The following is a 22,742-nucleotide window of genomic DNA, read 5'->3' as shown; positions in this document are numbered from 1 at the left end:
GATGACAGCTCGAAGGGAGCTTGGAGGGAGAGCCGCCAAGCCCACCGTGCGTTACTGGTTCTTGAAGGACGGCGGGGCCTTGGCCGGCACACACCGCTTGATGTCGGGGTCGCACACCACGTCGAAGTCCGGGTTGATGTTCTGCGCCGAACCACAGTTGGTCGCCGAGATGGGAGCGGCGGGGTCGCAAGCACGAGCCGGCCACAGGGCCCACACCTCGTACTCCGCCGTGCAGTTGTTGTCGGTGATGCGCACCGTGCCGCGCAGCTGGGTACCCGGCGACGAGGGCGCCGAGTACACCTCGATGTTCTCGTAGCTGTACGAGATCGTCTCCGCGCCCACGATCAGTCCGCTACCATGCTCCGTTTTCTTGTAGGCGGCGGGAGCCTCCACCCTGGCGGTGTTGAAGCCCGTGGCGAGGCACAGACCGTCATCGTTCGGCTCCTGGGCCAGCGTCGTGGAGAGGCCGGTGGCGTTGGACGGATCCTGATTGACCTCCGCGCGCGGCACCGTCACGGTCGTCAGGATCGGCTTGCCGTCCTTGTCCACCTTGCCGCTATCGACCTGGTACGAGGCCGCGTAGAGCGCGGCGAGCCGGTCCGGACGGATGGCCACGCGCGATGAACGGTTCTCGGCGACCTCCTGCTCCGAGGCATCGGGGTTCGTGTACTTGAACACGCCCATGCTCTCGCCCTTGTACTGACCGCAGGACAGACCCGACAGGGACGGGTCCTTCAGGACGTACTTGGCCTGCCAGTTGGCGGAGTCCTGAACGAAGCACCCCGACGCGGGCTGCGCCAGATTGCAACCAGCCAGGGTACCGACCGCGCCAAGCACGGCCATTGCCATTGAAATGCGCTTGCTCATGTCTGTTGAAGTCCCGATCAGGCTGGATGGCTAGAAGGTGTACTTGATGCCGAGACGGATCTGTCGAGGGGCCTGGTACGTCAGGGCCTTCTTGTAGTTCTTGTTCAGATCGTCCTCGGTGAGCGCCTCATTCGTCTGCGAGTTGGTGACCTGATCCGGCGTCAGCTCACCCGCGGACTTGCCACCCGGGATGGGCAGCACGCTCTTGAACGTGTAGTCCTGATCCACCGTCGCCACTTGCTGGAAGTTGAAGACGTTGAACGCATCCACGGTGAAGGACAGCTGGCTCGTCTTGTTGATGCTGTAGTTCACGTTGATGTTGGAATCGATGTTGTTCACCCAGGGAGTCCGGCCGTTCGAGCCGCGCGTGGTGATGTACGCCTCGCTGTAGCCGTACCGGGGGTGGGCACCGGTGGCGCTGATGGGCGTACCGGAGTTGCCGCGGTAGGACACGCCGATGCTCGCGCCCAGGTTGGGGGTGAAGCGGAACTCCTTGGCGCCGAAGAGCTTGATGGCGTGGGTGCGGTCGAAGGGCAGCAGACCCGAGCGGTTCTCCAACAGCGACACCAGGTCGAAGTCCGAGAGGATGTTGGGGTCGAGCTGCGCGTTCTCCGGACGGAACAGACCCGGGTAGTTACCCGTCAGCCGGGACCAGGTGTAGCTCGCCTGGGCGAGCCAGCCCTGATCGAAGGTGCGGTTGAGCAACACCGTCACGGCGTCGTAGTTGCGCACCGCCTTCGGGAAGTCCTTGGCGAAGCCCTCGCCCGGGTTGCCCAGGAAGTACGTGCCACCGTCATCGCGGCTCATGTCCTCGATGACCGAGTTCATGTCGCGGTGGGTGAAGTTCGCACCCAGTCGGATGTTGGACAGCAACTCGTAGTCGAGGCCCACGAGGAACTCGTCGGAACCCTGCGGCTTGAGCGAGGGATCCACCGGAGACTTGTCCGACTTGCCGCCCGTGTACTTGAAGCTCGGGTTGCGGCCGGTCGGCGCGCCAGCGACGACGTTGTCCGGATTGAGGCAGGCCTCCTGGCCCTCTCGCGTGGCGAGGGTCTTGTAATCGCAGGCACCGCCATCCGCCGTCGTCCGACGGTAGACCGAGAAGCTGCGCTCGGGCGGGAACTGACGGTCCAACATGTTGATGGGCAGCTGCTCGTAGTAGCGAGCGAAGTTCGCGTACACCTTCATGCGGCCGTTGGCGAGCGGGTCCACGACCAGGCCGACGCGGGGCGACACCTGGTTGCCCAGCACGAACGCCAGATTGCCATCACCGCCGAACAGGAACTGGGCGTCGTAGCGCAAGCCGACGTTGAGCGTCACGCGATTGATCGTCCAGCTGTCCTGGAGGAAGCCACCCGCCGTGGTGCTGCTCGACACCGAGCGCTGGGTCAGCTGATTGACCGGGGAGTCCGGACCCGTCTGGTAGCCGTAGCGACGGAAGTCCTGGACCTCGCCATCGGCCTCCTGGAAGTACACGCTACCCGAGTAGGCCTTGAGCTGCTCGTAACCCAGCTGCTCCACGTCCACGCCCGCCTTGAGCACGTGGCTGCCCAGGGCGTTGAGCAGATAGGTGGCCTTGGCGTTGGCCTGGTAGCGGTCCAGCTTGCCGTCGCTGATGAAGCCCGGGCCACCCGCCACGTAGTTCACCGCGGGGCAGGTCAGGTCGCCGTTCTCCAGTTCGCGGCAGTAGCCCTGGGTGTCGACCTCTCCCGGGTACTCGGAGATGTTGCGCGGATCCGCGAAGTTGACGCGCGAGAGGCCCGCCAGGCCCGTCGTGTCGCCCACGTAGCTACCGTCGGACGGCAGGGTGGCCGCCCGCTGGTGGAACCAACCCGCGGTCGCATCCAGGAGGAGCTTCTTCTCCATGAACGCACCCGCGTACTTGGCCACGATCGAGGTGCTGCTCGCGATCTCCTCGGTCAGTCCGTAGGCGCTGGTGTTGCCGTTGAGGCGGCTGAAGATGTTGCCCGACTGCGGATCGATGGACAGCACGCCGTTGCCACCGGACGAGCTGGGAGTGCCGGTGATCGACAGCGAGACGTTGTGATCCTGGTTCACCAGGTAGGTCAACTTGCCCATGTACTGCAGGGACTGCGACTGGGCGCGGAACCGCTGCGAGGTGTTGGGGATGGGCGCGGGGATGTTATCGCCCGTCGTCGGATCGACCGCCAGCTCACCGGCCTCGTTGGTCGTCAGGTAGTTGAGCGAGCGCGTGTGGTTGTAGCGCGCGAACGAGGGGGTCACACCGGCGAAGAACCACAGCTTGTCCTTGATGATCGGACCGCCGAGGGTGGCGCCCACGTCGCCCAGCAGGCTGAGCGCGTTCTGGCCCGCCACCACCGAGGCGGAGCTGGTCACCTGCTTGCGCGTGCCCTCGAAGAAGCCGGGCGTCACGGTCCCGTACACGGAGCCGTGGAACTCATTGGAGCCGGACTTCGTCACCGCGTTGAGCACGCCGCCCGTCGAGCGGCCGTACTCCGGCATGTAGCCACCGGTGATGATGTTGACGTCCTGCACGAACTCCACGCTCAGCGGGCTGCCGTTGATGCCGAAGGCCGGGTCGTTCGTCGACAGACCGTCGACCACGTAGCCGTTCTCGGGGGAGGTGGCGCCGTTGATGGACACGCCGTAGGAGTCGTTCTGCGCGCCCGGAGCGAGCTCCGCCAGGCTGTCGAAGGAGCGCGCCGCGCCACCCTTACCGCCCGGACGGTTCACCGCGATGCGCTTGATGAAGTCCTGATCGATGTTGACGCCCGTGGTCGTCGAACCGACGTCGATGGTCGGCGGACGGCCCACCAGCTCGATCACCTCGGTGAAGCTCTCGGGCAGCAGCTCCACGTTCACGCGGATGGTGCGATCCAGGCGCAACTGGATGTCCGGGCGCGAGTAGGGCTTGAAGGATTCCTTGTCGAAGCGCAGCGTGTAAACGCCCACGGGAAGCTGGGGAATACGGTACTGGCCCTCGGCGTCCGTGACGACGACCTGCTCACCTTGCAAGTTGGGCGAGGTGGCCGTCACCACCACGTCCGCGACCGGCTTCTTGTTGTCCGCGCTGACGACCGTACCAATGATGACGCTGTCCGCGTAGGCCGCTGTCCCGTACGTCAGACCCGCGACCACGACCGCTCCAGTCGCCCGGAGCATCCGTCTCACTTGCATGCTGGGAACCCCTCCAAGGTGGGCTGCACTGCAACTGTAAAATGGCTCGGGAAAATATCTGAGGTCTACCAGTTGTCAATACGGCGTTGCTTTTTGGTGACTCCTGGGGCATTGCGCGTCCCCGCAGGTGGACTCCCAGGGTGGGGTTACTTGCACCCGTTCCCGGTTTTTGTAATGTAGCGCGCCTTTTGCGATCCGGACGGGATGAGGTGGGTCTCCACCGGAGTGAGTAGAGGAGCGTTAGCGCATGTTCGACTCTGTCCTTGACCGCGGGCAAGGCCCCAAGTCCCGTTTTGGCGTGGGTGCCGTCGTCTCGGTTGTGCTGCACGTCGGTCTGGTCGGTCTCATCGGATGGTTGTCGATGCAGCCCGCGAAGGAGAAGGAGAAGGAGGTCGAGGTCACCTTCAAGCAGGCCATGGCGCCGCCGGTGGCCGCCGCGCCCCCGCCTCCTCCGCCCCCTCCTCCCGCGAAGAAGAAGAGCAACCCCACCAAGAAGCCGGTCGTGAAGAAGCCGGACGTGATCGTCCAGCCCAAGGAAGTGCCCAAGGAGCCCCCTCCCGAGGTCGAGCCCGAGCCGGCGGCCGAGGAAGAAGAGGAGGCCAGCGAGGAAGAGGTCGAGGGAGGCGTGGAAGGCGGCGTCGAGGGCGGTGTGGTCGGCGGCGTGATCGGCGGCGTGGTCGGTGGCGTGCTGGGTGGCCAGCTGGGCGGGACGGGCACGGACGTACTCCCCTTCGGCGCGGGAATGACTCGCCCGGAGAAGTTGTCGGGTCCTCCTCCCGAGTATACCCGTGAGGCCCTCGAGGCCCGCGTGCAGGGTCTGATGATCATCAAGTGCGTCATCACGACCGAGGGCGCCATCGAGCGCTGCCGCATCATCAAGCCCCTGCCCCACATGGAGGAGTCGGTGCTCAAGTCGCTGTACGCCCAGCGCTACAAGCCCGTCACCTTCCAGGGACGGCCCGTTCAGGTCGACTACACCTTCAACATCCGCCTGAGCCTGCCCCGCTAGCCCTTCCTTACCCCCCCTGTCGTCCCCGCCGTACCCAACCGCGCTCGAGGAGGAGCGCTTCCCCCCATCATGGATTTCTCTCTTACCGGCATCTGGGAGCACACGGGCGCTTTCGCCCGTTTCATCATCTTCACCCTCGCTTTCATGTCCGTGTCGTCGCTGGTCGTGATGGCGGAGCGCATGCTCGTCTTCCGCAAGTCGCGCAAGGACTCGCGCAACTTCGCCGCCAAGATGGGGGCGATCCTGGCCAAGGGTGACCTGCAGCAGGCCACCGGCACCAACATGGGCAAGGACGTGGGCCACCTGGGCCGCGTGATCGGCTCGGGCCTGACGGCCTTCCGGATCAGCCCGTCCAACAAGGACGTGGCGGTCGAGTCCGTGGCGCGCGCCCTCGAGCGCCAGGCGCAGCGCGAGGTGCAGAGCCTCAAGCGCGGCCTCGGCGTGCTCGCCACCGTGGGCTCCACGGCGCCCTTCGTCGGTCTGCTCGGCACCACGATGGGTATCGTGAACGCCTTCCAGCAGATGTCGGTCGCGGGCTCCGGCGGTCTCGGCACCATCTCCGCCGGTATCTCCGAGGCGCTCATCACCACGGCTTTCGGTCTGCTCGTGGCGATCCCCGCCGTGATCGCCTACAACTTCCTGTCCGGATGGGTGGATGGCCGCTCGGTGGACATCTCCGAGTCCTCCAACGAGTTCCTGGACGTGGTCGCGCGGCACATGGGCGGTGGTTCGCACGCTCCCCAGGCGTAACACTCCCCCTCGAGAGTTCCCGGCCCGCCTCCTCATGCGGCGGAGGACCGCCAATCCGGGCCGGCACTCTCTCCCCCCTTCCAAGGCAGCAGGTGCACGATGGGAATGTCAACAGGAGGCTCCCAAGGGGGCCCCAAGAGCGAGATCAACGTCACGCCGCTCGTGGACGTGGTGCTGGTGCTCCTCATCATCTTCATGGTCGTCACGCCCATGCTCCAGCGTGGCAAGTCCGTCACCCTGCCCAAGGCGGCCAAGGTCGAGGGTGAAAAGGAAAGCGGGAAGGATCCCGATCCGATCATCCTCTCCGTCACCGCGGACAAGAAGACGTACCTCGAGCAGGACGAGTACGACGCGCCGAGTCTCGAGGACAAGCTCAAGCAGGAGCTGGCCTACCTGCCCAACAAGAAGATCCTCCTCAAGGGCGACAGCACCCTGAGCGTCGGGGACGTGCGCCAGGTGATGGAGCTGACCCGCAAGGCCAAGGCCAAGAAGATCTTCCTCGGCGTCGAGGAGCAGAAGAACTAGCCATGGCCACCCGCAAGTTCGTCAAGCCCACCACCCCGCCCAACTCGGAAATCAACGTCACGCCGCTCGTGGACGTGGTGCTGGTGCTCCTCATCATCTTCATGGTCGTCACGCCGCTCCTCGAGAAGGACATCGAGGTGCGCATCCCGGAGACCGAGGAAGTCCCCGCGGAGCAGCAGCCCCAGGACGACACCCAGCTCATCGTCAAGCTGGACCCCGACGGCACCTACTCCATCAACACCGAGCCCGTGGCTCCGGCCGACTACGTCAACAAGCTCAAGCGCATGCTGAGCGCCAAGAAGAAGGAGGACCGCATCGTCTTCTTCGTGGCCGACGACAAGGCCAACTACGGCAAGCTCGTGGCCGCCTTCGACGGCGCCAAGCAAGCGGGTGCCTTCGTGCTGGGCATGGCCACCGAGGACATCCCCGTGGCGCCCGCCGCTCCGGTGGATCCGGGCGCCGCTCCGGTGGATCCGGGCACCGCTCCGGCCCCCACCCCCTGACAGTCAGCGCCGTTCACATCCCGAGGCTCGTCGGCTAGAGTGGAAAATTCTCATGGCCGACGAGCTTCTGATTTTCGAGCAGACGATTGAAGCAGTCTTCGTGCGCGCGCTGCATGGGCGTTTGTCGCCGGCCTGCAAGGAACGCCTGCTCAAGGCGGGGCTCGACCTGGGCCAGAAGCTGCGCCCGGCGTACCCCTTCGATGCGTGGATGACCTTCCTGCGCATCACCGCCGAGGAACTCTACCCGTCCCTGCCCCTCGATCAGAGCGCCTTCAAGCTCGGCGAGGCGTATATGGACGGCTACCGGGAGACGATGCTCGGGCGCGCGGTGCTGTCGCTCCTGCGCGTGCTCGGCCCCCGGCGCGCCCTCATGCGCGCCACGCAGAACTTCCGCTCGGGCAACAACTACACCGAGTCCCGTCTCAAGGAGCTGGGACCGCGCCAGTTCGAGCTGTGGATGAACGAGGTCGGCCCCCTGCCCATGTTCACCGCGGGCATCATCCACGCGGGCCTGCGCACGGCCGGCGCGGAGAACATCCGCGTCGACCTGGCCGGCTACGACGGGCACGCCTGTACCTACTGCATCAACTGGAGCGAGGCCTCGGTCGCCTCGGGCGTCGCGGGCAAGGGCGACTCCAAGGCCGCCACCAGGTCCGGATCCATCAACTCCCTGTAGATGAGCTCCGCGATCAGTCCCGTCACCATCCAGATGGGCAGGATGTAGAGCGACGTCATCTCCCAGAGGATGGCGCCCGCGTCCGCGTAGTACCAGATGCGATAGCCCGTCAGCGCCTCGAGGAACACGCCGCTGAAGCCCTCGAAGAGCAGGATGGTGAAGCCGTAGAGCACCGCGCGCATCAGCGTGGGATGGCGGAAGGTGCGCCGGTAGATGGCCTCGATGAAGAAGAAGCAGGCCACGCCGTAGATGAGGAACATCCACAGCGAGCACTGGCCATAGGCCGTGGCGACGGGGGTGTCCCAGATGGCGTTGAGGCCCAGCCGATCATCCACCCGCCACTGGAAGCGGAAGAGCAGCTCCAGCAAGGGCACGTGCCGGGCGATCCGCACCAGGTTGTAGAAGAAGATCTCCGAGGACAAGCCCACCATTCCGTAGAGACAGAAGCGGAAGATGGCGAAGGTCAGCTTGAGCCGGGCATTGCGCTTCAAGTCGGCGCGGCGGACATGGACGGAGGAGGCGGCTTGGGTGGCCGTAGCGGTTTGTTCCATGGCGGCTGAGATTAACTGAACTCCTGACACGGCGTCCGCTCCCCTGCCCAAGAGGAGCCCCCCGCTCCGGACACGCCATCCGCCCGGGAGGACGTCCGACCCGGGGCCTCCCCCGGAGGTCGGGCCGGTACGCGCATTGCTCCACCTCTCCCCAGGGAGGGTGCGACATGCTGGCGCGGGTACGGTCGGGCGCGTTGATGGGGATCGACGCGGTGGTGGTGGAGTGTGAGGTGGATATGACCCTGGGGTTGCCCTACTTCAGTGTCGTCGGGCTGCCCGAGGGGGCCGTGCGCGAGTCCAAGGTCCGGGTCGTCTCGGCGCTCAAGAACTGCGGTTTCGAGCTTCCGTCCAAGCGCATCACCGTGAACCTGGCGCCCGCGGACATCCGCAAGGAAGGCGCCGCCTTCGAGCTGCCCATCGCGCTGGGGGTGCTGGCGGCGGCGAAGCTGATGGAGGAGGAACCCCTGGCGCGCTACCTCTTCGGCGGAGAACTGTCGCTCGATGGAGGGGTCAAGCCCATCAAGGGGGTGCTCCCCCTGGCGGTGGCCGCTCGCGATGGGGGCTACCAGGGCGTGATGGTGCCAGAGGCGAACGCGGCCGAGGCCTCCCTCGTGGAAGGGCTCCAGGTGCTGGCGGTCAGCCATCTGCGCGAGGCCGTGGGACACCTGAGCGGCGAGAAACCCCTTCCCTCCTTCATCCGCCCGGCGCCTGCGCGCGGCCGCCCCCGAGCGCAACCAGCGCCCCTGGACATGTCCGAGGTCCGGGGACAGGCCGACTTGAAGACGGCCCTGGAGCTGGCCGCGGCCGGAGGTCACAACGTCCTGCTCTGCGGCCCCCCTGGCTCGGGCAAGACGATGCTCGCGCGACGGCTGCCCGGCATCCTCCCCACCCTGGCCTTCGATGAAGCCCTGGAGGTGACGAAGATCTACTCCGTGCTCGGCCTGCTCGGAGACGAGCAGTCGCTGATGCGCGAGCGACCCTTTCGTGCGCCCCACCACACCATCTCCGACGCGGGGCTGGTGGGAGGCGGCCCCGCGACCCGCCCCGGAGAGCTGTCCCTCGCGCACCATGGCGTGCTCTTCCTGGACGAATTGCCCGAGTTCCGCAGGAACGTGCTGGAGGTGCTGCGACAACCCCTGGAGGAAGGCTCCATCCACCTCGCCCGCGCCATCCAGCATGTGACGTACCCCTGCCGGGTGATGCTCGTGGCGGCGATGAATCCCTGTCCGTGTGGCTATTTCAACGTCCCCGGACGCACCTGCACGTGCTCGGAGAACCGCGTCCACGACTATCACTCCCGGGTGAGCGGACCCCTGCTCGATCGGATCGACATCACCCTGCAGACCCGGCCCGTGGAGTACCACCACATCGCGCGCGAGAGCGGCGAGCAGCCCACGAGCACCCACTACCGGGAGCGCGTGGAGGCAGCGCGCGAGCGCCAACGGTTCCGCTTCCGCGAGGAGCCGGGCGTGCACTGCAACGCCCAGATGCCGGCGCGGCTGCTGCATCGCCACTGCAAGCCCACCCCTCGCGCCGAACGGATGCTGGAGCGGGCCGTGCGGCAGTTCGGCCTGTCCGCGCGCGCCCATGACCGCATCCTCAAGCTGGCGCTCTCCCGGGCGGACCTCGAAGGACACGAGCGCATCGACGACGTGGACATGCACCTGGCCATCGATTGCCGGCAGATGGATCGCCGGGGATGGCTCCACGCCAACACGATGGGAGGGCCGCCACCTCGTCCTCTCTTCGACTCACGGGAACCCGGGGATCCCTGACACGGCCTCCGGAGAGACCTCCACCCCTGTACCGGATGGACTCGGGACGCGTTAGAAAGCGCGGCGATGAAGCCCCTGTCCTTCGTCGTCGCGGTCCTCCAGACCATCTTCCTGTTCGTGTGGCTGGCGTTCTGGATCACCCTCTCCGGTGTGGCGGCGCTCGTCATGCTCAACGGCGAGGTGCCCTTGATGATGGCACGGCGGTTCTGGGCGCCCATGCACTGGCGCATCACCGGCTCGCCCCTGCGCGTGGAGCCCCTGCCAGACATCGACTGGAAGCAGCCACACATCTTCATGATGAATCACCAGTCCACCCTCGACATCCCCGTGGCGTTCGCGGTGCTGCCGGTCAACCTCCGGTTCATCGCCAAGCACGTGCTCAAGTGGGTGCCCTTCCTCGGCTGGTACATGGCGGGCACGGGGATGATCTTCATCAACCGCACCCACCGGCGCGAGGCCGTGCGCAGCTTGCGGCGGGCCGGCGAGCGCATCCGCGCGGGCTCCAACATCCTCGTCTTTCCCGAGGGCACGCGCTCACAGGATGGCGCCCTGCTCCCCTTCAAGACGGGGGGCTTCGCGCTGGCGCTGGAGGCCGGGGTTCCCATCATCCCCGTGGCCATCGAGGGCTCGCTCCAGTCGCTGCCCCCCAACAGCCTCCTGCTCCGGCGCCATCCCCTCCGGGTGAAGGTGGGCGCGCCCATCCCCACCGCCGGGCGTACCGGCGCGGAGCGTGAATCGCTCCTGCACGAGGTGCGCGAAGCCCTCGTGCGGCTCCACCGGGACATCGGTGGCGCGGGCGGCGAGCCCCAGGAGACCCGCGAGTCCCGACGCGCCGCGCGGACCCCCCGGGCCCCCTCCTCCGACGCCTCGGCCTGACACGCCCGTCCCTCCACCGCCTGGGACGCCTCGCGCGGGATGGGACGCCCGAGGTCATGCGCGCCAGGGGAACCTGGGACGGCATGCCAGTTGCTCCAGCGCCTCCCCGGCACGCCCGGACCCTGCCGGTCCAGCGCGTGGCCCCCGGGGACGGGCGGCGAGGAGCGACGGATGAACAAGCTGACGGAGAAGTTGAAGGCGGTGGCGGCGGCGGTGGCGGCGATCGAGAAGCAGTTCGGCAAGGGGGCGGTGATGCCCCTGGGGGGCGACGTGCGCGAGCAGCGGGTGTCCGTCATTCCCACGGGCTCGGTGGGATTGGATCGGGCGCTCGGCGTGGGCGGCTACCCGCGCGGGCGCGTGGTGGAGCTGTTCGGCAACGAGTCGTCGGGCAAGACGACGCTCACCCTGCATGCCATCGCGCAGGTGCAGTCCCAGGGGGGCGTGGCGGCCTTCATCGACGCGGAGCACGCCCTGGACGTCAACTACGCGCGCAAGCTGGGCGTGCGTGTGGAGGAGCTGCTCATCTCCCAGCCCGACACGGGCGAGCAGGCACTGGAGATCACCGAGCAACTGGTGCGCTCGGGCGCGGTGGATCTCATCGTGGTGGACTCGGTCGCGGCGCTGGTGCCGCGCGCGGAAATCGAGGGGGAGATGGGTGATGCGCACATGGGGGTGCAGGCGCGGCTCATGAGCCAGGCGCTGCGCAAGCTGACCGGAGCGGTGAGCCGCTCGGGGTGCTGCATCATCTTCATCAACCAGATCCGGATGAAGATTGGCGTGGTGTTCGGCAATCCCGAGACGACCACGGGAGGCAATGCCCTGAAGTTCTACTCCTCGGTGCGCATGGAGATCCGCCGCACGGGCAACCTCAAGGAGGGCGAGAACGTGGTGGGCACCAAGGCCAAGGTGAAGGTGGTGAAGAACAAGGTGGCGCCGCCCTTCCAGGAAGCGGAGTTCGACCTGCTGTACGGCGTGGGCATCCACCGCGCGGGCGAAGTGCTGGACCTGGGCGTGCAGGCGGGGCTGGTGGACAAGGCGGGCAGCCACTTCAGCCTGCGGGGTGAGCGCATTGGCCAGGGGCGCGAGCGGGCCGCCGAGTGGCTGCGGGAGCACCCGGACGCGCTGGAATCCCTCGCCCGGGAGCTCGTGAGCGCGAGCCATCCCGTTCCCCCTGTCCCGACGACCGAGGGGGAACCCCCCACGGCCCAGGCCTAGGCCTCCGGCGGGGCGAACGACTCGGGCAGGGCGTGCAGGCGCTCCCTGGCGCGAAGGAACCACTGGCCCCGCGGGTCCTGCTCCATCAGCTCGCCCAGCTGGTACTGGGCGTCCCGCGAGAAGCGCGCCCGGGCCCGGCCGCCCTTCACCCGGCACGTCAGGATGCCCTCGGGATCCACGCCCAGGGTGGTGACATCCAACGCCTCGGCGCTGCGATCGCTCAGGCGCACCGAGACGCGCGCATCCGCGGTGACGTCCACCGTGCGCACCTCGTAGGCGGCGTCCTCCACCTGGACGTAGCACCAGTCCGCGCCGATCTGGAGCTGGTAGCGCCCCGTGTCGTCGAGCACCAGCGAGCTGTTGAAGAGCTCGATGATGCGCGGGTGGGCGATGGGCTCGTCGTCGTGCCACCAGCGCATCCGCGCATCCAGGCGGATGCCACTGTCCTCGCGGGTATGCCAGCGCTTGCCGGGGGGAGGAGGGACCGAGGGCGGTTGGGGAGGAGTGCTCACGAGGTGAGATGTGCGCGTCCGGGCGCGGCCGGTCAAGTCCGGAGGACCCCCGGCCCTACCAGTTCCGGACAAGCTCGGTGTAGCCGCGGAAGGCCACCGCGCCCCAGAAGTTCACCAGCACGCCCAGCACGAGCGCCGCGACGACGGCCCGGTGGCGCAGGGACCAGCCTCCGAGGGCGAAGAGCAGCAGGAGATAGGGCGTGTAGTCGAGGCTGAACCGGAAGCCGAACTGCATGTACCCCGTGTTCTGGTAGAAGAGGCCGGGCAGCGCCGTCACGGCCACCGTGAGCCACACCGGCCAGTGCAGGCGCGGCCGCGTTTTCGGCACCAGCAGGAAGACGAGCAACGGCAGCGTGAGCAGCAGGCTCAAGCCGTGCGGGTCATACGTCAGGCGCGGGGGGTGCAGCGACACACCGGGCAGCTTCAGGAAGGCCGCGTCCAGGTTGCGCGAGAGGTAGGCCAGGTTGAACAGGCCCAGGCGGTCGATGTCCGCGTTGACGCGGTTGTTGTAGAGGAACGCGTGGCCGAACTCGCCCGGATGGCCGAAGCGATAGACGTTGTAGGCCGCCGCCAGCAGCGCGAGCGGCGCGGCGCCGAGGGCGAACAGGCCCAGCTTGCGCGCCACGGGTTTCCAGTGGGCGCCCAGCGCCTTGAGCTGGGAGAGCCGGTCTGGACCCGGACACACGGCCTCCAGGACGAAGAACAGTCCGGCGAACAGGAGCGGCGTGCGGGTGAGCGTCGCCATGGAGAAGAAGACTCCGGCGAGCACCGGCCGGTGCGCCCGCACCGCGTTGCGCGCGTAGAGACAGGTGAAGGCCACGCCCATGACCTCCGCGCTGAACCACACCTCGCCTCGGATGGCCGCGTAGAAGAAGAGCGTGCCAAACGCCAGCACCAGCGCCAGGGTCACGTTCTCCGGGCGCTCCCGCGCCAGCTCCCCTTCCTTCGAGAGGAAGCGCAGCAACGCGTAGAAGAGCGCCACCGCCAGCGCCCCGACGATGACGCCGAAGGAGGTGTCGTTGAACTGGTAGCCGTGAAGCGCCACGAAGGGCAGCATCACCACCGCGGGGAAGGAGGGGAAACTCACGTACCAGCGATCCCCCGGCCTCGGCCGCCCCTCGCAGCGCGTCTTCGTGCCCGCGACCTCGCGCACACAGGCCCAGTCCTCCAGGTTGGGCAGCACCTCGGGGTCCACGTCCAGGCGGCCCTCCAGCCACGCCTTCGCCTGGTACACGAAGTGCGGCGCCGCGCTCTGACGCAGGAAGCGCTGCGAGCTGAAGCTGGCCAGCACCGCGAAGCTCACCAGGAAGAGCACCACCTCCACCCGGTACGCCGCGAGCCACATCCGCCACGCGGCGCCCACCACGCCCCTCTTCCCCTCGCCGGGGGGAACCACGGGCGGCTCGGGAGGCGCCGCGGACGAAGACTCGGGCGGGGAACTCTGGGAGGGGGAGCGGCTCATGGCGAAGAGGCGGGAGACGTCAGCAGATGCTCGCGCAGCAGCTCGAGCGCGTGGGAGGCGGCGAAGAGACGAACCAGTTCGCGATCCCCGGAGAGGGAGAAGCGCTCACAGCGCGTGGGCCCTCCCTCCACGGCGAGCGCGCAGTAGACGGTGCCCACGGGATGCTCGGGCGTTCCCCCCGAAGGGCCCGCGACCCCCGTCACGGACAGGCCATAGGTCGTCCCACAGGAGGCGCGAATCCCCTCGGCCAGGGCCACCGCCACCGGGCGGGACACGGCCCCGTGGCGCTCCAGCAGCTCCGGGGGGACGCCCGCCCAGTGCGTCTTCATGCGCTCCGTGTAGACGACCGCGGAGCCCACGAGGAAGGCGCTCGCGCCGGGAACCGAGGCGAGCTGTGACGCGATGAGGCCGCCCGTGCAGCTCTCCGCGATCGCCAGCGTGGCGCGGGCCTCCGTGAGCCGCCGCGCCAGGACGGCCGGGTAGGTGTCCTGATCCGCGCCATAGACCGACAGGCCCAGCTCCGCGCGCGCGGCGGCCTCGGCGGAGGCCAGGGCCGCATCGGCCTCGGCCTGGGAGGGCGCCTCGGCCATCAGCTTGAGCTGGTTCTCCGGCGCGTGCGTGCGGAAGCCGAACACCACCCGGGGGTGCGCCACGGCCAGCGGAGCCACGCGCGCGTCGAGCACGGACTCGGGCAGGCCCACCGTGCGCAACAGCCGGAAGGCGCGCCAGGTGCGCTCCGGCCGCCGCTCCAGCTCCGCCCGGACGCGCGGCAGCACCTCGCCGTCCACCAGGGCCCGGTATTCGCGCGGCACTCCGGGCAGGAAGAAGAGGCGGCAGGCGCCTAGCCGGACGATGAAGAGGGGCGCGGAGCCCACGGGGTTGGGCACCACCTCGGAGCCCTCGGGCACGAGCGCCATGCGGGCCACGTTGGGCGTCAGTTCCCGGCCCCGCTTCTGGGCCCGCTCGCGCAGGAAGCGCAGGGTCCCGGCGTCCTCCACCAGGGGGACCCGCGCGGCCGCCGCGGCACACTCGGCCGTGAAGTCATCCGCGGTGGGGCCCAGTCCTCCCGAGACGATGACCACGTCCGAGCGGGAGGCGGCCTCCTCGAGGCCCCGCGTGATGTCCTCTCGTACATCCCCCACCAGCACCACCCGGCCCACCTTGATGCCCAGCTCGAAGAGCCGCGCCTCCAGGTAGGGGCTGTTGGTGTCTGGGGTCAGTCCGGTGACGAGTTCATCCCCGGTGCACAGCAGCTCGACGCGCATGGGCGGCGCATCCTAGCCGCCCGGGACGATTACGCCACGCCCTGCTCATCTCCCGGCGTCTCGTCGAGGTCCTCGTCCTCTTCCGTCTCCTCCAGGAGCGTCAGGGGAGGAGGCGCACCGCCCGCCTTGCGCGTGGCCAGCCGGTGGCTCATCACGAAGGCCGACTCCACGAGGCCAAAGGCCAGGTAGGCGAACGAATAGGCCACCAGCACGTAGGCCGGGTGGAAGCGGGTGCCGATGAGGACGCCGCTGGTGAGCATCACGCCCATGACGAGCACGGACCGGGGCGACAGGCGCAGATCCTTGAAGGTCCGGTAGCGCACGGTGGACACCATCAGCAGCGACAGCACCGTCGACGCCACGGCCACGGGGGCGCGGGCCGAGTCGGCCAGCTCCTCGCCCCCCGTCGCGGCGTGGTGGGCGATGATCATCGACACGAGCACGCTGGCGGCCAGCGGGATGGGCAGGCCCACGAAGAAGTTGCCGCCACCGCCGCTCGGGCTGCGCATGGCGATGACGTTGAAGCGCGCGAGCCGCAGCGCTCCGCACGCGGCGAAGGCGAAGGCGAGGAAGAGGCCCAGGAAGCCCATGGGCTCGAACGCCCACTTGTAGAGCAGCAGGGCCGGCGCGGCGCCGAACGACACCACGTCCGCTAGGCTGTCGAGCTGCATGCCGAAGTCGCTCTGGGTCCGCGTGAGGCGCGCCACCCGGCCGTCACAGCCATCGAAGAACATGGCGAAGAGGATGGCCAGGGAGGCCTGGTACAGCTGCGCCGGACCCACCTCCGCGCCCGCGCACAGGGTCATGGCGTAGAAGCCACACAGGATGGAGGTCACCGTGAAGAGATTCGGGAGGACGAACAACAATTTGCGCGGTCTCATCAGGTGTATCCCGCCTCCTGTGTCGGCCAGTGGCCGTTCGGGTGAAAGCCGAACGAGAACGGACCATATCAGGGTTTTATTTGCCCGGTTCCGGACGGAGGGATGATGGACGCGGTGCGTTGGACTCCATGGGAGTTCGGAGAAATGCTCGTCCTGGCGGTGATCGCCCTGGGAGTGCTCAACCTCCTGTGGATCCTGTCCGTGCGCTGGTGGTACCGCCTGCGCACGCCGCCGCCCGAGCTCCTCAAGGCGCGCTGCCAGGATGGCTGGGAGCTGACCGTCTATCTGCGCCGGGCGGCGAAGCGGCGTTTCGAGGAGCCCGTCCTGCTGTGTCATGGGCTCGCGGCCAATCGCTATACCTTCGACTTCGAGCCGCCCTACTCCCTCGCCCATGCGCTGGCGGAGGCGGGCTTCGACTGCTTCATCGTGGAGTGGCGGGGGATTGGAGGCTCGCGGCCTCCGCCCCGAGGCCGCCGTTGGCCGGATGTCACCGTGGATGACATCGTCGCCCAGGATGGACCCGCGCTCATCGAGCTGGCGCTCGCCCGCACGGGTGCCCGGCGCGCGTTCTGGGTGGGGCATTCCCTGGGAGGACTCGTGGGCTACGCGGTGGCGCAGGGGACGCACGCGGACAAGCTCGCGGGACTGCTGGCACTGGGCTCGCCCGTCTTCTTCCCGCCCGACCGGCTCATCCGCCAGCTCATCCACATGGGCAACCACGTGTCATGGCCGCGAGGCCTGCGCAACGAGTGGCTGAGCCGCACGCTCGCGCCCTTCCTCGGCTACGTCACCCTGCCCCTGTCCGACGTCATCATCAACCCCAAGCACATCCCCCCGTCCATCCAACGCAAGGTCTACGCGAACATGATGGCGTCGATGAGCCGCAACGTGCTGCGCCAGTTCCGCGACTGGATCGATCACGACGCGTTCCGCTCGTTCGACGGAAGCGTGGACTGGCGCGCGGGGCTCTCGCGGCTCACGCTGCCCGTGCTCGTGATGGGCGGGAGTCAGGACAGGCTCGCGCCCCCGAAGAACCTGCGAGCGCAGTACGAGCTGATCGGCTCCGGGGACAAGAAGCTCCACATCTTCGGCTGCGAGCGCGGGGACAAGATGGACTACGGGCACGGCGACCTGCTCTTCGGCACGGGGGTGGCGCAGGAGGTCCATGTCGAGGTGCGCACCTGGCTCGAGGCCCATGCCACCCCCTGGAGCGAGGACAGCGCCGCCTCAGCGGGAAACGCTCCCCACGCATGACGCGAGGGTCCACGACAGGCCCCGTCCGGAGACACGGCTGAACGTGATGCGGGTGTCGCCCTCGCAATCAGCCGCCGCGGCGAGCCCTCCGGCGTTGTCCTCCGCCAGGAGCCCATCCACCCGCAACACCCCATTCTCCAGGGCCATGAGCGCCGGTCCGCGCGAGTCCCGCACCACCAGGCGCTCGGCCGAGACCTGGGCGAGCGTCTCGCCCCAGAGCCCCGCCTCGCGGCACGACTCCAGGGAGACGTCGCGCAGCACCACCCGGGCCCCTTGTGCCGCCAGCACGCCCACGCCCGCCGCGTCGCGCACCACCAGGCCCCGGGCCTCCACGTCCAGGTCCCGAAGGTGCAGCCCATCCCCCGAGTCCCCCTCGCGCGAGCTCAACCGGGTGATGAGGGCCCGCGTCAGCCGCAGCTTTCCGCGCGTGGCGGAGATGCCATAGGCGTCCGCCCCCTCCACGTGGATGCCGCGCAGCACCGTGTCCGAGCCCAACAGGGAGACCGCGCCAAAACCGCCACTGCCTCGCACCCGCGTGTCCACCAGGACACCGCGCGTCCCCACGAGCGTCACCCCCGCCCGCGCCGCGCGCACCGAGGTGAGGCCCCGCGTCTCCAGCGTGGCCCGCAAGGCCTGGACGCCATACTCGTGCCCGGTGACGGTGACGTCCTCGAGCCGCAACGTGCCGTGATTGACGAAGAGCCCCACATCCCGTCCGTCGCCCACCGTCACGCGCCGCAGCGACACCTGGCCCCGGGACTGATGAAGGGCCGTGGTGGCGCCGCCCACGCGCACGTCCTCCCATTCCATCTCGGCCCCCCGCGCCTCCACGCCCCGCCGGAAGACGCCGACGAACGAGGTGTCGCGCATGCGCGCACGCCCTCCCTCCACCCGCAGGCCCACCGCCCCTGGACTCCCCGCCTCGAACACCCCCCCGAGCACCGTGAGTTCTCCCGCCCCCATCCCCACGCCCCCGGCCGTCTGACCCCGGAAGCGCACCGACTCCAGGCGCACGGTTCCACCCGCCTCCAGGCCCCACCCGCCTCCCTGGATCTCCACCCCCTGGAGGAGCGCCCCCTCGGGGGCTCGCACCACGGGGCCCTCGCCCCCCACGAGCACGCGGCCCTCGCCCCCCACGAGCTCCAGTCCAGCCGGCAGCACGAAAGGGCCTGGATAGCGCCCCGGCGCCAGGTGGACCCGGACAGGAGCCCCCCCGTCCTTCGCCTGGGACAGGGCCTCGCCCAGGGAGCGGAAGGGCCGCTCCCGCGAGCCATCCCCGGTCGCGGGCCGCCCGCCATCCACCCACACCTGCCGCCTCGCTTCGGGGCGATCAGGCGGGGTTGCCCCCCCGCGGGGGGGACAGGCCAGGAGGGCCAGGCAGGCGATCATCAGGAGCGGGCATCTCATGCGTCCGCCCAGACTAAGGCCAGCCCGCCGTCCAAGTCCCGTCCGGATCAGACGGAGCGCGCAAAGGATCGAAATGACAAAGGAAAACCCTCTCAATCGATCACATCCCCACATTCCAGGCGTCTGATTCGTCTGGCGCGAAGGGGCCGCGCCCCGGGGATGTCTTCCGCTTTCCTAGAGGAGGAAGCGCTCCCGTCAAATTCCTCACATCTCGCGCGGAGGCCGATCTGCCGGGCTCCCAACCCCTGCCAGCGTTGACAGACAAAAGAGCGATTTGTTACCAACCTCTGGCTTTCGCAATTCAACGTGGCGTGGAGGAGTAGCGGATGACCAAGGCAGAGCTCGTGGAGGTGGTGGCGGCGCAGTCGCGGCTGACGAAGAAGTCGGCGGCGGAGATTCTCGACATCGTCTTCGCCAACATCGGCAAGGCGGTGAAGAAGGACCAGCGCTTCAGCTACCCCGGCTTTGGCACCTGGTCGGTCCGCTCGCGCAAGGCGCGGAAGATCCGCAACCCCCAGACCAACGAGATGATGAAGCTCAAGGCGAGCAAGACCGTGGGTTTCCGGCCCGCCAAGGAGCTGAAGAACTCGCTGTAGCCGTGGCGGGCGCCGCGGGCGCTCCGGCTCTCGACCAGGGGGGTCGTCCCTACGGACGGCGCCCCTGTGTCACGTAGGGCCCCGAGGGCGCTCCCCGCTGGACGAACGAGGGCTCTTCCCCCGACTCCGTGGGGCCCAGCTCGTCGAGCGGATCACACGGCACGCCGTCCTTCCACAGCTCGAAGTGCAGATGGACGCCGGTGGCCATGCCCGTCCTGCCCGCCGCGCCCACCACATCACCCTGCTCGACGACGTCCCCGGTCACCACGAGGACTCGGGACAGGTGGCTGTAGCGGGTGGTGACGTCTCCATCGTGCTGGATGATGACCTGGTTGCCATGGCCGCCCGCCGGCCCGGCGCGCAGCACCACGCCCTTGCTCGAGGCGGTCACCAACTGTCCGCGCTTGGCCGCCAGGTCCAGGCCCTGGTGATCCCGCTCGGTGCCGAGAATGGGATGCAGCCGGGTGCCGAAGACGCTGGTGACGATGACCGGCTCCACGGGCCAGGTGAAGCGGGGCGCCTTGTCCGGCCGGGAAGAAGTACGGGACCGCGACCGGCGCAGCTCCGCCATGCGCGTCGAGAGCGCGTCCATCCGAGCGAGCACCGCGTCGGCCAGGTCCGCGGGGATGTCCCCATAGAGGCGCGCGTCCAGCTCCAGCTCGGCCTCCAGCGTCGTCCGGGTGCGCACCACGTCCAGCGACGACGTCTTGCGCACGGGGAGGCGCAGGAAGACGTCCAGCCACGAGTTGATCTCCCGCCAGTTGACCACCTGCGCCTCGGGCATGGGGCTGCCCTGGGGCACCTGGGTGCGGGCGGCGCGCGCCAGGGCGACGAAGTGCTCCAGGGCCTCGCGCAGCTCGGGCGAGTCCAGTCCCTCCCCCTCGCCGCCTTGCTCGAGCGTCAGCTCCCGGGGCTTGGACCGGCGCGCGGACACACGCGGCTCCTCCACCGCGCCGGAGGGATAGGGCGCGGGGTCCGAGTACAGCTCATCGAAGCTCATCTTCTGCCGCGCGGCCGGAGGGGCACAGGCCGACGACAAGGCGAGCAACAGCAAGGGGGCGAGACGGCGCAAGGCGTTCCGAGTCTACCAAGGCCCCGGGAATCAGCCAGCGAGCCCCCGGCGGATGCGCGCCAGCACCTCATCGATGTCTCCGGCGGAGATGTCCAGATGAGTGACCAGGCGCACCGCGCGGGGACTGGAGCCGGTGGCGCCAGCGAGCACTCCCTGGGCCGCCAGCTTCGCGACCGTGTCGGCCTGGGGCCCGGGGAACTCGGCGACGACCATGTTCGTCTCCACCTGGCCCGGGTCCACCGTCACGCCGGGCAGTTCCGCCAGCCCGGCCGCGAGGCGGCGCGCGTGCTCATGGTCCTCGGCGAGCCGCTCCACGTGGTGCTCCAGCGCGTACAGCGCTCCAGCGGCGAGGATGCCCACCTGACGCATGGCCCCGCCCAGGCGCTTGCGCAGCCGCCGCGCCTCGGCGATGAGCTCCCGCGAGCCGAGGATGGCCGAGCCCGCCGGGGCCCCGAGCCCCTTGGAGAAGCACACCGCCGTGGAGTCCGTGAGCGAGGACCAGGCGGCAGCGGGCGTCCCCGTGGCCACCGCGGCGTTGAAGAGGCGCGCCCCATCCAGGTGCACCGCGAGTCCCGCCGCGCGCGACGCCTCCACCACCTCGCGGAAGCGCTCCAGGGGCCAGACCTTGCCGCCCCCCCGGTTGTGCGTGTTCTCCAGCGACACGAGCCGCGAGCGCGGGCCGATGAAGTCCGTGCGCACCGCCGCCTTCACCTGCTCGGGCGAGAACACTCCCCGCTCGCCCGCGAGCGGCGCCGGCTGCACGCCCCAGAGTCCCGACAGGGCGCCGCTCTCGTAGTGGAAGATGTGGCTGCCCGCGTCGGCGAGGACCTCGTCGCCCAGGCGGCAGTGCAACCCCATGGCGATCTGGTTCGCCTGCGTCCCCGAGGGCACGAAGAGGGCCGCCTCCAGCCCCAGGCGCTCGGCGACAAGCTCCTCGAGCCGGCGCGCCGTGGGGTCCTCGCCATAGATGTCATCCCCCACCTCGGCCTCGGCCATGGCGCGGCGCATGGCGGGGGTGGGCTTCGTCACGGTGTCGGAGCGCAAGTCGATGGGCTTCATGCGGTGTCCTGGAAGGGTGTCCTGAGAGGTAGTGGAAACTGCTTTACGGCGCAGGTCGCCTTGGCGTACAGCGAGCGGTGTGGGACGTGAAACGGTGGAGTCGAGGCGGCAACGGGCACGGGAGGTGATGGAGCGGTTGGAGCGCTCCATGCCGGACGTGCGCATCGAACTGGACTATCGCACTCCCTTGGAGTTGCTGGTGGCCGTCATCCTGTCCGCCCAGTGCACGGACAAGCGGGTGAACCTGGTGACCCCCGCCCTCTTCGAGCGCTTTCCGGACGCGGCCGCGTACGCCCGCGCGAGCGTGGAGGAGGTGGAGCCCTTCATCCAGTCCTGCGGCCTGTACCGCGCCAAGGCGAAGAACCTCGTGGCGGCGGCCCGGGCCCTGGTGGCCGAGCACGGGGGCGAGGTGCCCCGCTCGCGCGCCTCGCTGGAGACGCTGCCGGGCGTGGGCCACAAGACGGCCGGCGTGGTGTGCATGCACCTGGGCGGAGACGAGGCCTTCCCGGTGGACACCCACGTCAAACGGCTGGCGTTCCGCCTGGGCTTCACCCGTCACACGGACCCGGACAAGGTGGAGGAGGACATGCAGGGCCTGCTGCCCTCTCCCCAGTGGATGAAGGGCCACCAGCTCCTCGTGTGGCATGGGCGCCGCACGTGCTTCGCGCGCGCGCCCGCGTGCGAGCGCTGCGTCGTGGCGGAGCTGTGTCCGAGGAAGGGCGTGCGGCTCAAACCGTCGGCCGCGCCTCGCGGGCCGGCTTGACGTGCTTCACCATCCGCTTGCGGATGAGTTCGCGCTTGAGCGAGGAGACGTGGTCCACGTAGACGATGCCGTCGAGGTGATCCACCTCGTGCTGCACGGCGACCGCCAGCAGCTCGTCACACGCGAGCGTCTGGGGGTTGCCCTCCAGGTCCAGGTAGCGCACCGACACCTTCGCCGCGCGCTCCACGTCCTCGCCCTCGCCGGGGATGGACAGGCAGCCCTCGTTGAAGACCACCTTGCCCTCCAGGGCGATGATCTCCGGGTTGATCATCACCAGCGGCTGGGACTCGGGCTGGCGCGGACGGCAGTCCAGGACGATGACCCGCTGCAACACCCCCACCTGCGGCGCGGCGAGACCCACCCCCTCCTCGGCGTACATGGTCTCGAACATGTCCTTGACCAGGGTGCGGAGGGAGTCGTCCACCCGGGCCACCGGCCTGGCTTTCTGCTTGAGGACGGGATGGGGCCAGATGAGGATTTCTCGAACCATCCGTCCGTCATAATCCCGACCCGGGCGGACGGGCAACCGTCTCCCGGGGCATGCCTCCCCGCCCTCCGGCCCGGC

The 22,742-nt window shown here is 68.8% G+C and carries 22 protein-coding genes; 11 read left to right on the top strand and 11 right to left on the bottom strand.

Annotated features, from left to right (window positions below):
• Positions 1-51: 51 nt before the first annotated feature.
• Complete coding sequence (locus tag MEBOL_RS25225) at positions 52-867, bottom strand: hypothetical protein (RefSeq protein ID WP_157775458.1); 816 nt, start codon at positions 865-867, stop codon at positions 52-54.
• Between the two features lie 30 nt (positions 868-897).
• Positions 898-4,026 (bottom strand): TonB-dependent receptor, encoded by a 3,129-nt coding sequence (locus MEBOL_RS25220; RefSeq protein ID WP_095979848.1) that lies wholly within the window; start codon positions 4,024-4,026, stop codon positions 898-900.
• Positions 4,027-4,273: 247 nt separating this feature from the next.
• Here MEBOL_RS25220 and MEBOL_RS25215 point away from each other — a divergent pair, with 247 nt between their 5' ends.
• The 5 genes from MEBOL_RS25215 to MEBOL_RS25195 all read left to right on the top strand — a co-directional run bounded on the left by MEBOL_RS25215 (position 4,274) and on the right by MEBOL_RS25195 (position 7,489).
• Positions 4,274-5,035 (top strand): energy transducer TonB, encoded by a 762-nt coding sequence (locus MEBOL_RS25215; protein WP_095979847.1) that lies wholly within the window; start codon positions 4,274-4,276, stop codon positions 5,033-5,035.
• Positions 5,036-5,104: 69 nt separating this feature from the next.
• Positions 5,105-5,785, top strand: a complete 681-nt coding sequence (locus MEBOL_RS25210; protein WP_095979846.1) for a MotA/TolQ/ExbB proton channel family protein — start codon at positions 5,105-5,107, stop codon at positions 5,783-5,785.
• Positions 5,786-5,884: 99 nt separating this feature from the next.
• The gene (locus MEBOL_RS25205; protein ID WP_095979845.1) at positions 5,885-6,310 is read left to right on the top strand and encodes an ExbD/TolR family protein; all 426 of its coding nucleotides are present in this window, start codon (positions 5,885-5,887) and stop codon (positions 6,308-6,310) included.
• Positions 6,311-6,312: 2 nt separating this feature from the next.
• The gene (locus MEBOL_RS25200; protein ID WP_095979844.1) at positions 6,313-6,813 is read left to right on the top strand and encodes an ExbD/TolR family protein; all 501 of its coding nucleotides are present in this window, start codon (positions 6,313-6,315) and stop codon (positions 6,811-6,813) included.
• 52 nt (positions 6,814-6,865) lie between these two features.
• Positions 6,866-7,489 carry a DUF2378 family protein gene (locus tag MEBOL_RS25195; protein ID WP_095979843.1) on the top strand — a complete coding sequence of 208 codons (624 nt, stop codon included), beginning with the start codon at positions 6,866-6,868 and terminating at the stop codon, positions 7,487-7,489.
• Here the strand turns inward: MEBOL_RS25195 and MEBOL_RS25190 are convergent.
• The gene (locus tag MEBOL_RS25190; RefSeq protein ID WP_095979842.1) at positions 7,390-8,040 is read right to left on the bottom strand and encodes a hypothetical protein; all 651 of its coding nucleotides are present in this window, start codon (positions 8,038-8,040) and stop codon (positions 7,390-7,392) included. The two genes, MEBOL_RS25195 and MEBOL_RS25190, sit on opposite strands and share 100 nt — an antisense overlap.
• A gap of 167 nt (positions 8,041-8,207) precedes the next feature.
• Here MEBOL_RS25190 and MEBOL_RS25185 point away from each other — a divergent pair, with 167 nt between their 5' ends.
• The 3 genes from MEBOL_RS25185 to recA all read left to right on the top strand — a co-directional run bounded on the left by MEBOL_RS25185 (position 8,208) and on the right by recA (position 11,906).
• Positions 8,208-9,815, top strand: a complete 1,608-nt coding sequence (locus MEBOL_RS25185; protein WP_095979841.1) for a YifB family Mg chelatase-like AAA ATPase — start codon at positions 8,208-8,210, stop codon at positions 9,813-9,815.
• 66 nt (positions 9,816-9,881) lie between these two features.
• Positions 9,882-10,691 (top strand): lysophospholipid acyltransferase family protein, encoded by an 810-nt coding sequence (locus tag MEBOL_RS25180; RefSeq protein WP_095979840.1) that lies wholly within the window; start codon positions 9,882-9,884, stop codon positions 10,689-10,691.
• Between the two features lie 171 nt (positions 10,692-10,862).
• Positions 10,863-11,906 carry a recombinase RecA gene (recA, locus tag MEBOL_RS25175; RefSeq protein WP_095979839.1) on the top strand — a complete coding sequence of 348 codons (1,044 nt, stop codon included), beginning with the start codon at positions 10,863-10,865 and terminating at the stop codon, positions 11,904-11,906.
• On the opposite strand, the gene MEBOL_RS25170 is transcribed toward recA, so the two are convergent.
• From MEBOL_RS25170 to pssA, 4 genes are read right to left on the bottom strand one after another with little or no spacing between them, the layout of a single operon-like run.
• Positions 11,903-12,418: a DUF1285 domain-containing protein gene (locus MEBOL_RS25170; RefSeq protein WP_095982994.1), complete on the bottom strand. Its 516-nt coding sequence runs from the start codon at positions 12,416-12,418 to the stop codon at positions 11,903-11,905. The genes recA and MEBOL_RS25170 overlap by 4 nt on opposite strands.
• Positions 12,419-12,473: 55 nt before the next feature.
• Positions 12,474-13,880: a hypothetical protein gene (locus MEBOL_RS25165; RefSeq protein WP_245918828.1), complete on the bottom strand. Its 1,407-nt coding sequence runs from the start codon at positions 13,878-13,880 to the stop codon at positions 12,474-12,476.
• The gene (locus tag MEBOL_RS25160; RefSeq protein ID WP_095979837.1) at positions 13,877-15,145 is read right to left on the bottom strand and encodes a CinA family nicotinamide mononucleotide deamidase-related protein; all 1,269 of its coding nucleotides are present in this window, start codon (positions 15,143-15,145) and stop codon (positions 13,877-13,879) included. The genes MEBOL_RS25165 and MEBOL_RS25160 overlap by 4 nt, the downstream gene beginning before the upstream one ends.
• A 29-nt stretch (positions 15,146-15,174) precedes the next feature.
• On the bottom strand, positions 15,175-16,026 hold the full coding sequence (gene pssA / locus MEBOL_RS25155; RefSeq protein WP_095979836.1) for a CDP-diacylglycerol--serine O-phosphatidyltransferase: 852 nt from the start codon (positions 16,024-16,026) through the stop codon (positions 15,175-15,177).
• A gap of 144 nt (positions 16,027-16,170) precedes the next feature.
• Between pssA and MEBOL_RS25150 the strand changes: the two genes are divergently transcribed.
• On the top strand, positions 16,171-17,280 hold the full coding sequence (locus MEBOL_RS25150; RefSeq protein ID WP_245918827.1) for an alpha/beta fold hydrolase: 1,110 nt from the start codon (positions 16,171-16,173) through the stop codon (positions 17,278-17,280).
• Here MEBOL_RS25150 and MEBOL_RS25145 read toward each other — a convergent pair.
• Complete coding sequence (locus tag MEBOL_RS25145; RefSeq protein ID WP_157775456.1) at positions 17,254-18,687, bottom strand: right-handed parallel beta-helix repeat-containing protein; 1,434 nt, start codon at positions 18,685-18,687, stop codon at positions 17,254-17,256. The two genes, MEBOL_RS25150 and MEBOL_RS25145, sit on opposite strands and share 27 nt — an antisense overlap.
• 326 nt (positions 18,688-19,013) lie before the next feature.
• Between MEBOL_RS25145 and MEBOL_RS25140 the strand changes: the two genes are divergently transcribed.
• Complete coding sequence (locus tag MEBOL_RS25140) at positions 19,014-19,283, top strand: HU family DNA-binding protein (protein ID WP_043430183.1); 270 nt, start codon at positions 19,014-19,016, stop codon at positions 19,281-19,283.
• A gap of 49 nt (positions 19,284-19,332) precedes the next feature.
• On the opposite strand, the gene MEBOL_RS25135 is transcribed toward MEBOL_RS25140, so the two are convergent.
• Together MEBOL_RS25135 and MEBOL_RS25130 are read right to left on the bottom strand one after the other, a co-directional pair.
• On the bottom strand, positions 19,333-20,355 hold the full coding sequence (locus MEBOL_RS25135; RefSeq protein ID WP_095979833.1) for a M23 family metallopeptidase: 1,023 nt from the start codon (positions 20,353-20,355) through the stop codon (positions 19,333-19,335).
• A 30-nt stretch (positions 20,356-20,385) separates the two neighbouring features.
• On the bottom strand, positions 20,386-21,414 hold the full coding sequence (locus MEBOL_RS25130; protein ID WP_095979832.1) for a threonine aldolase family protein: 1,029 nt from the start codon (positions 21,412-21,414) through the stop codon (positions 20,386-20,388).
• 79 nt (positions 21,415-21,493) lie between these two features.
• Between MEBOL_RS25130 and nth the strand changes: the two genes are divergently transcribed.
• On the top strand, positions 21,494-22,177 hold the full coding sequence (gene nth / locus MEBOL_RS25125; RefSeq protein WP_281256587.1) for an endonuclease III: 684 nt from the start codon (positions 21,494-21,496) through the stop codon (positions 22,175-22,177).
• Here nth and def read toward each other — a convergent pair.
• On the bottom strand, positions 22,143-22,667 hold the full coding sequence (gene def / locus MEBOL_RS25120) for a peptide deformylase (RefSeq protein WP_095979830.1): 525 nt from the start codon (positions 22,665-22,667) through the stop codon (positions 22,143-22,145). The genes nth and def overlap by 35 nt on opposite strands.
• Positions 22,668-22,742: the final 75 nt, after the last annotated feature.

The organism is Melittangium boletus DSM 14713 (assembly GCF_002305855.1).
GTDB lineage: Bacteria > Myxococcota > Myxococcia > Myxococcales > Myxococcaceae > Cystobacter > Cystobacter boletus.
The sequence above is the reverse complement of the archived record's forward strand: the minus strand, read 5'-3'. Positions and strand labels throughout refer to the sequence as shown.

Bases quoted from the DNA above. Each gene is read 5' to 3' on its own strand.
- MEBOL_RS25185 (WP_095979841.1), top strand. From the start codon at position 8,208: ATGCTGGCGCGGGTACGGTCGGGCGCGTTGATGGGGATCGACGCGGTG.
- MEBOL_RS25210 (WP_095979846.1), top strand. From the start codon at position 5,105: ATGGATTTCTCTCTTACCGGCATCTGGGAGCACACGGGCGCTTTCGCC.
- MEBOL_RS25220 (WP_095979848.1), bottom strand. From the start codon at position 4,026: ATGCAAGTGAGACGGATGCTCCGGGCGACTGGAGCGGTCGTGGTCGCG.
- MEBOL_RS25145 (WP_157775456.1), bottom strand. From the start codon at position 18,687: ATGAGATGCCCGCTCCTGATGATCGCCTGCCTGGCCCTCCTGGCCTGT.
- MEBOL_RS25165 (WP_245918828.1), bottom strand. From the start codon at position 13,880: ATGAGCCGCTCCCCCTCCCAGAGTTCCCCGCCCGAGTCTTCGTCCGCG.
- MEBOL_RS25150 (WP_245918827.1), top strand. From the start codon at position 16,171: ATGCTCGTCCTGGCGGTGATCGCCCTGGGAGTGCTCAACCTCCTGTGG.
- MEBOL_RS25205 (WP_095979845.1), top strand. From the start codon at position 5,885: ATGGGAATGTCAACAGGAGGCTCCCAAGGGGGCCCCAAGAGCGAGATC.
- MEBOL_RS25200 (WP_095979844.1), top strand. From the start codon at position 6,313: ATGGCCACCCGCAAGTTCGTCAAGCCCACCACCCCGCCCAACTCGGAA.
- MEBOL_RS25195 (WP_095979843.1), top strand. From the start codon at position 6,866: ATGGCCGACGAGCTTCTGATTTTCGAGCAGACGATTGAAGCAGTCTTC.
- MEBOL_RS25180 (WP_095979840.1), top strand. From the start codon at position 9,882: ATGAAGCCCCTGTCCTTCGTCGTCGCGGTCCTCCAGACCATCTTCCTG.
- MEBOL_RS25130 (WP_095979832.1), bottom strand. From the start codon at position 21,414: ATGAAGCCCATCGACTTGCGCTCCGACACCGTGACGAAGCCCACCCCC.
- MEBOL_RS25190 (WP_095979842.1), bottom strand. From the start codon at position 8,040: ATGGAACAAACCGCTACGGCCACCCAAGCCGCCTCCTCCGTCCATGTC.
- pssA (WP_095979836.1), bottom strand. From the start codon at position 16,026: ATGAGACCGCGCAAATTGTTGTTCGTCCTCCCGAATCTCTTCACGGTG.
- MEBOL_RS25215 (WP_095979847.1), top strand. From the start codon at position 4,274: ATGTTCGACTCTGTCCTTGACCGCGGGCAAGGCCCCAAGTCCCGTTTT.
- def (WP_095979830.1), bottom strand. From the start codon at position 22,667: ATGGTTCGAGAAATCCTCATCTGGCCCCATCCCGTCCTCAAGCAGAAA.
- MEBOL_RS25160 (WP_095979837.1), bottom strand. From the start codon at position 15,145: ATGCGCGTCGAGCTGCTGTGCACCGGGGATGAACTCGTCACCGGACTG.
- recA (WP_095979839.1), top strand. From the start codon at position 10,863: ATGAACAAGCTGACGGAGAAGTTGAAGGCGGTGGCGGCGGCGGTGGCG.
- MEBOL_RS25225 (WP_157775458.1), bottom strand. From the start codon at position 867: ATGAGCAAGCGCATTTCAATGGCAATGGCCGTGCTTGGCGCGGTCGGT.
- MEBOL_RS25140 (WP_043430183.1), top strand. From the start codon at position 19,014: ATGACCAAGGCAGAGCTCGTGGAGGTGGTGGCGGCGCAGTCGCGGCTG.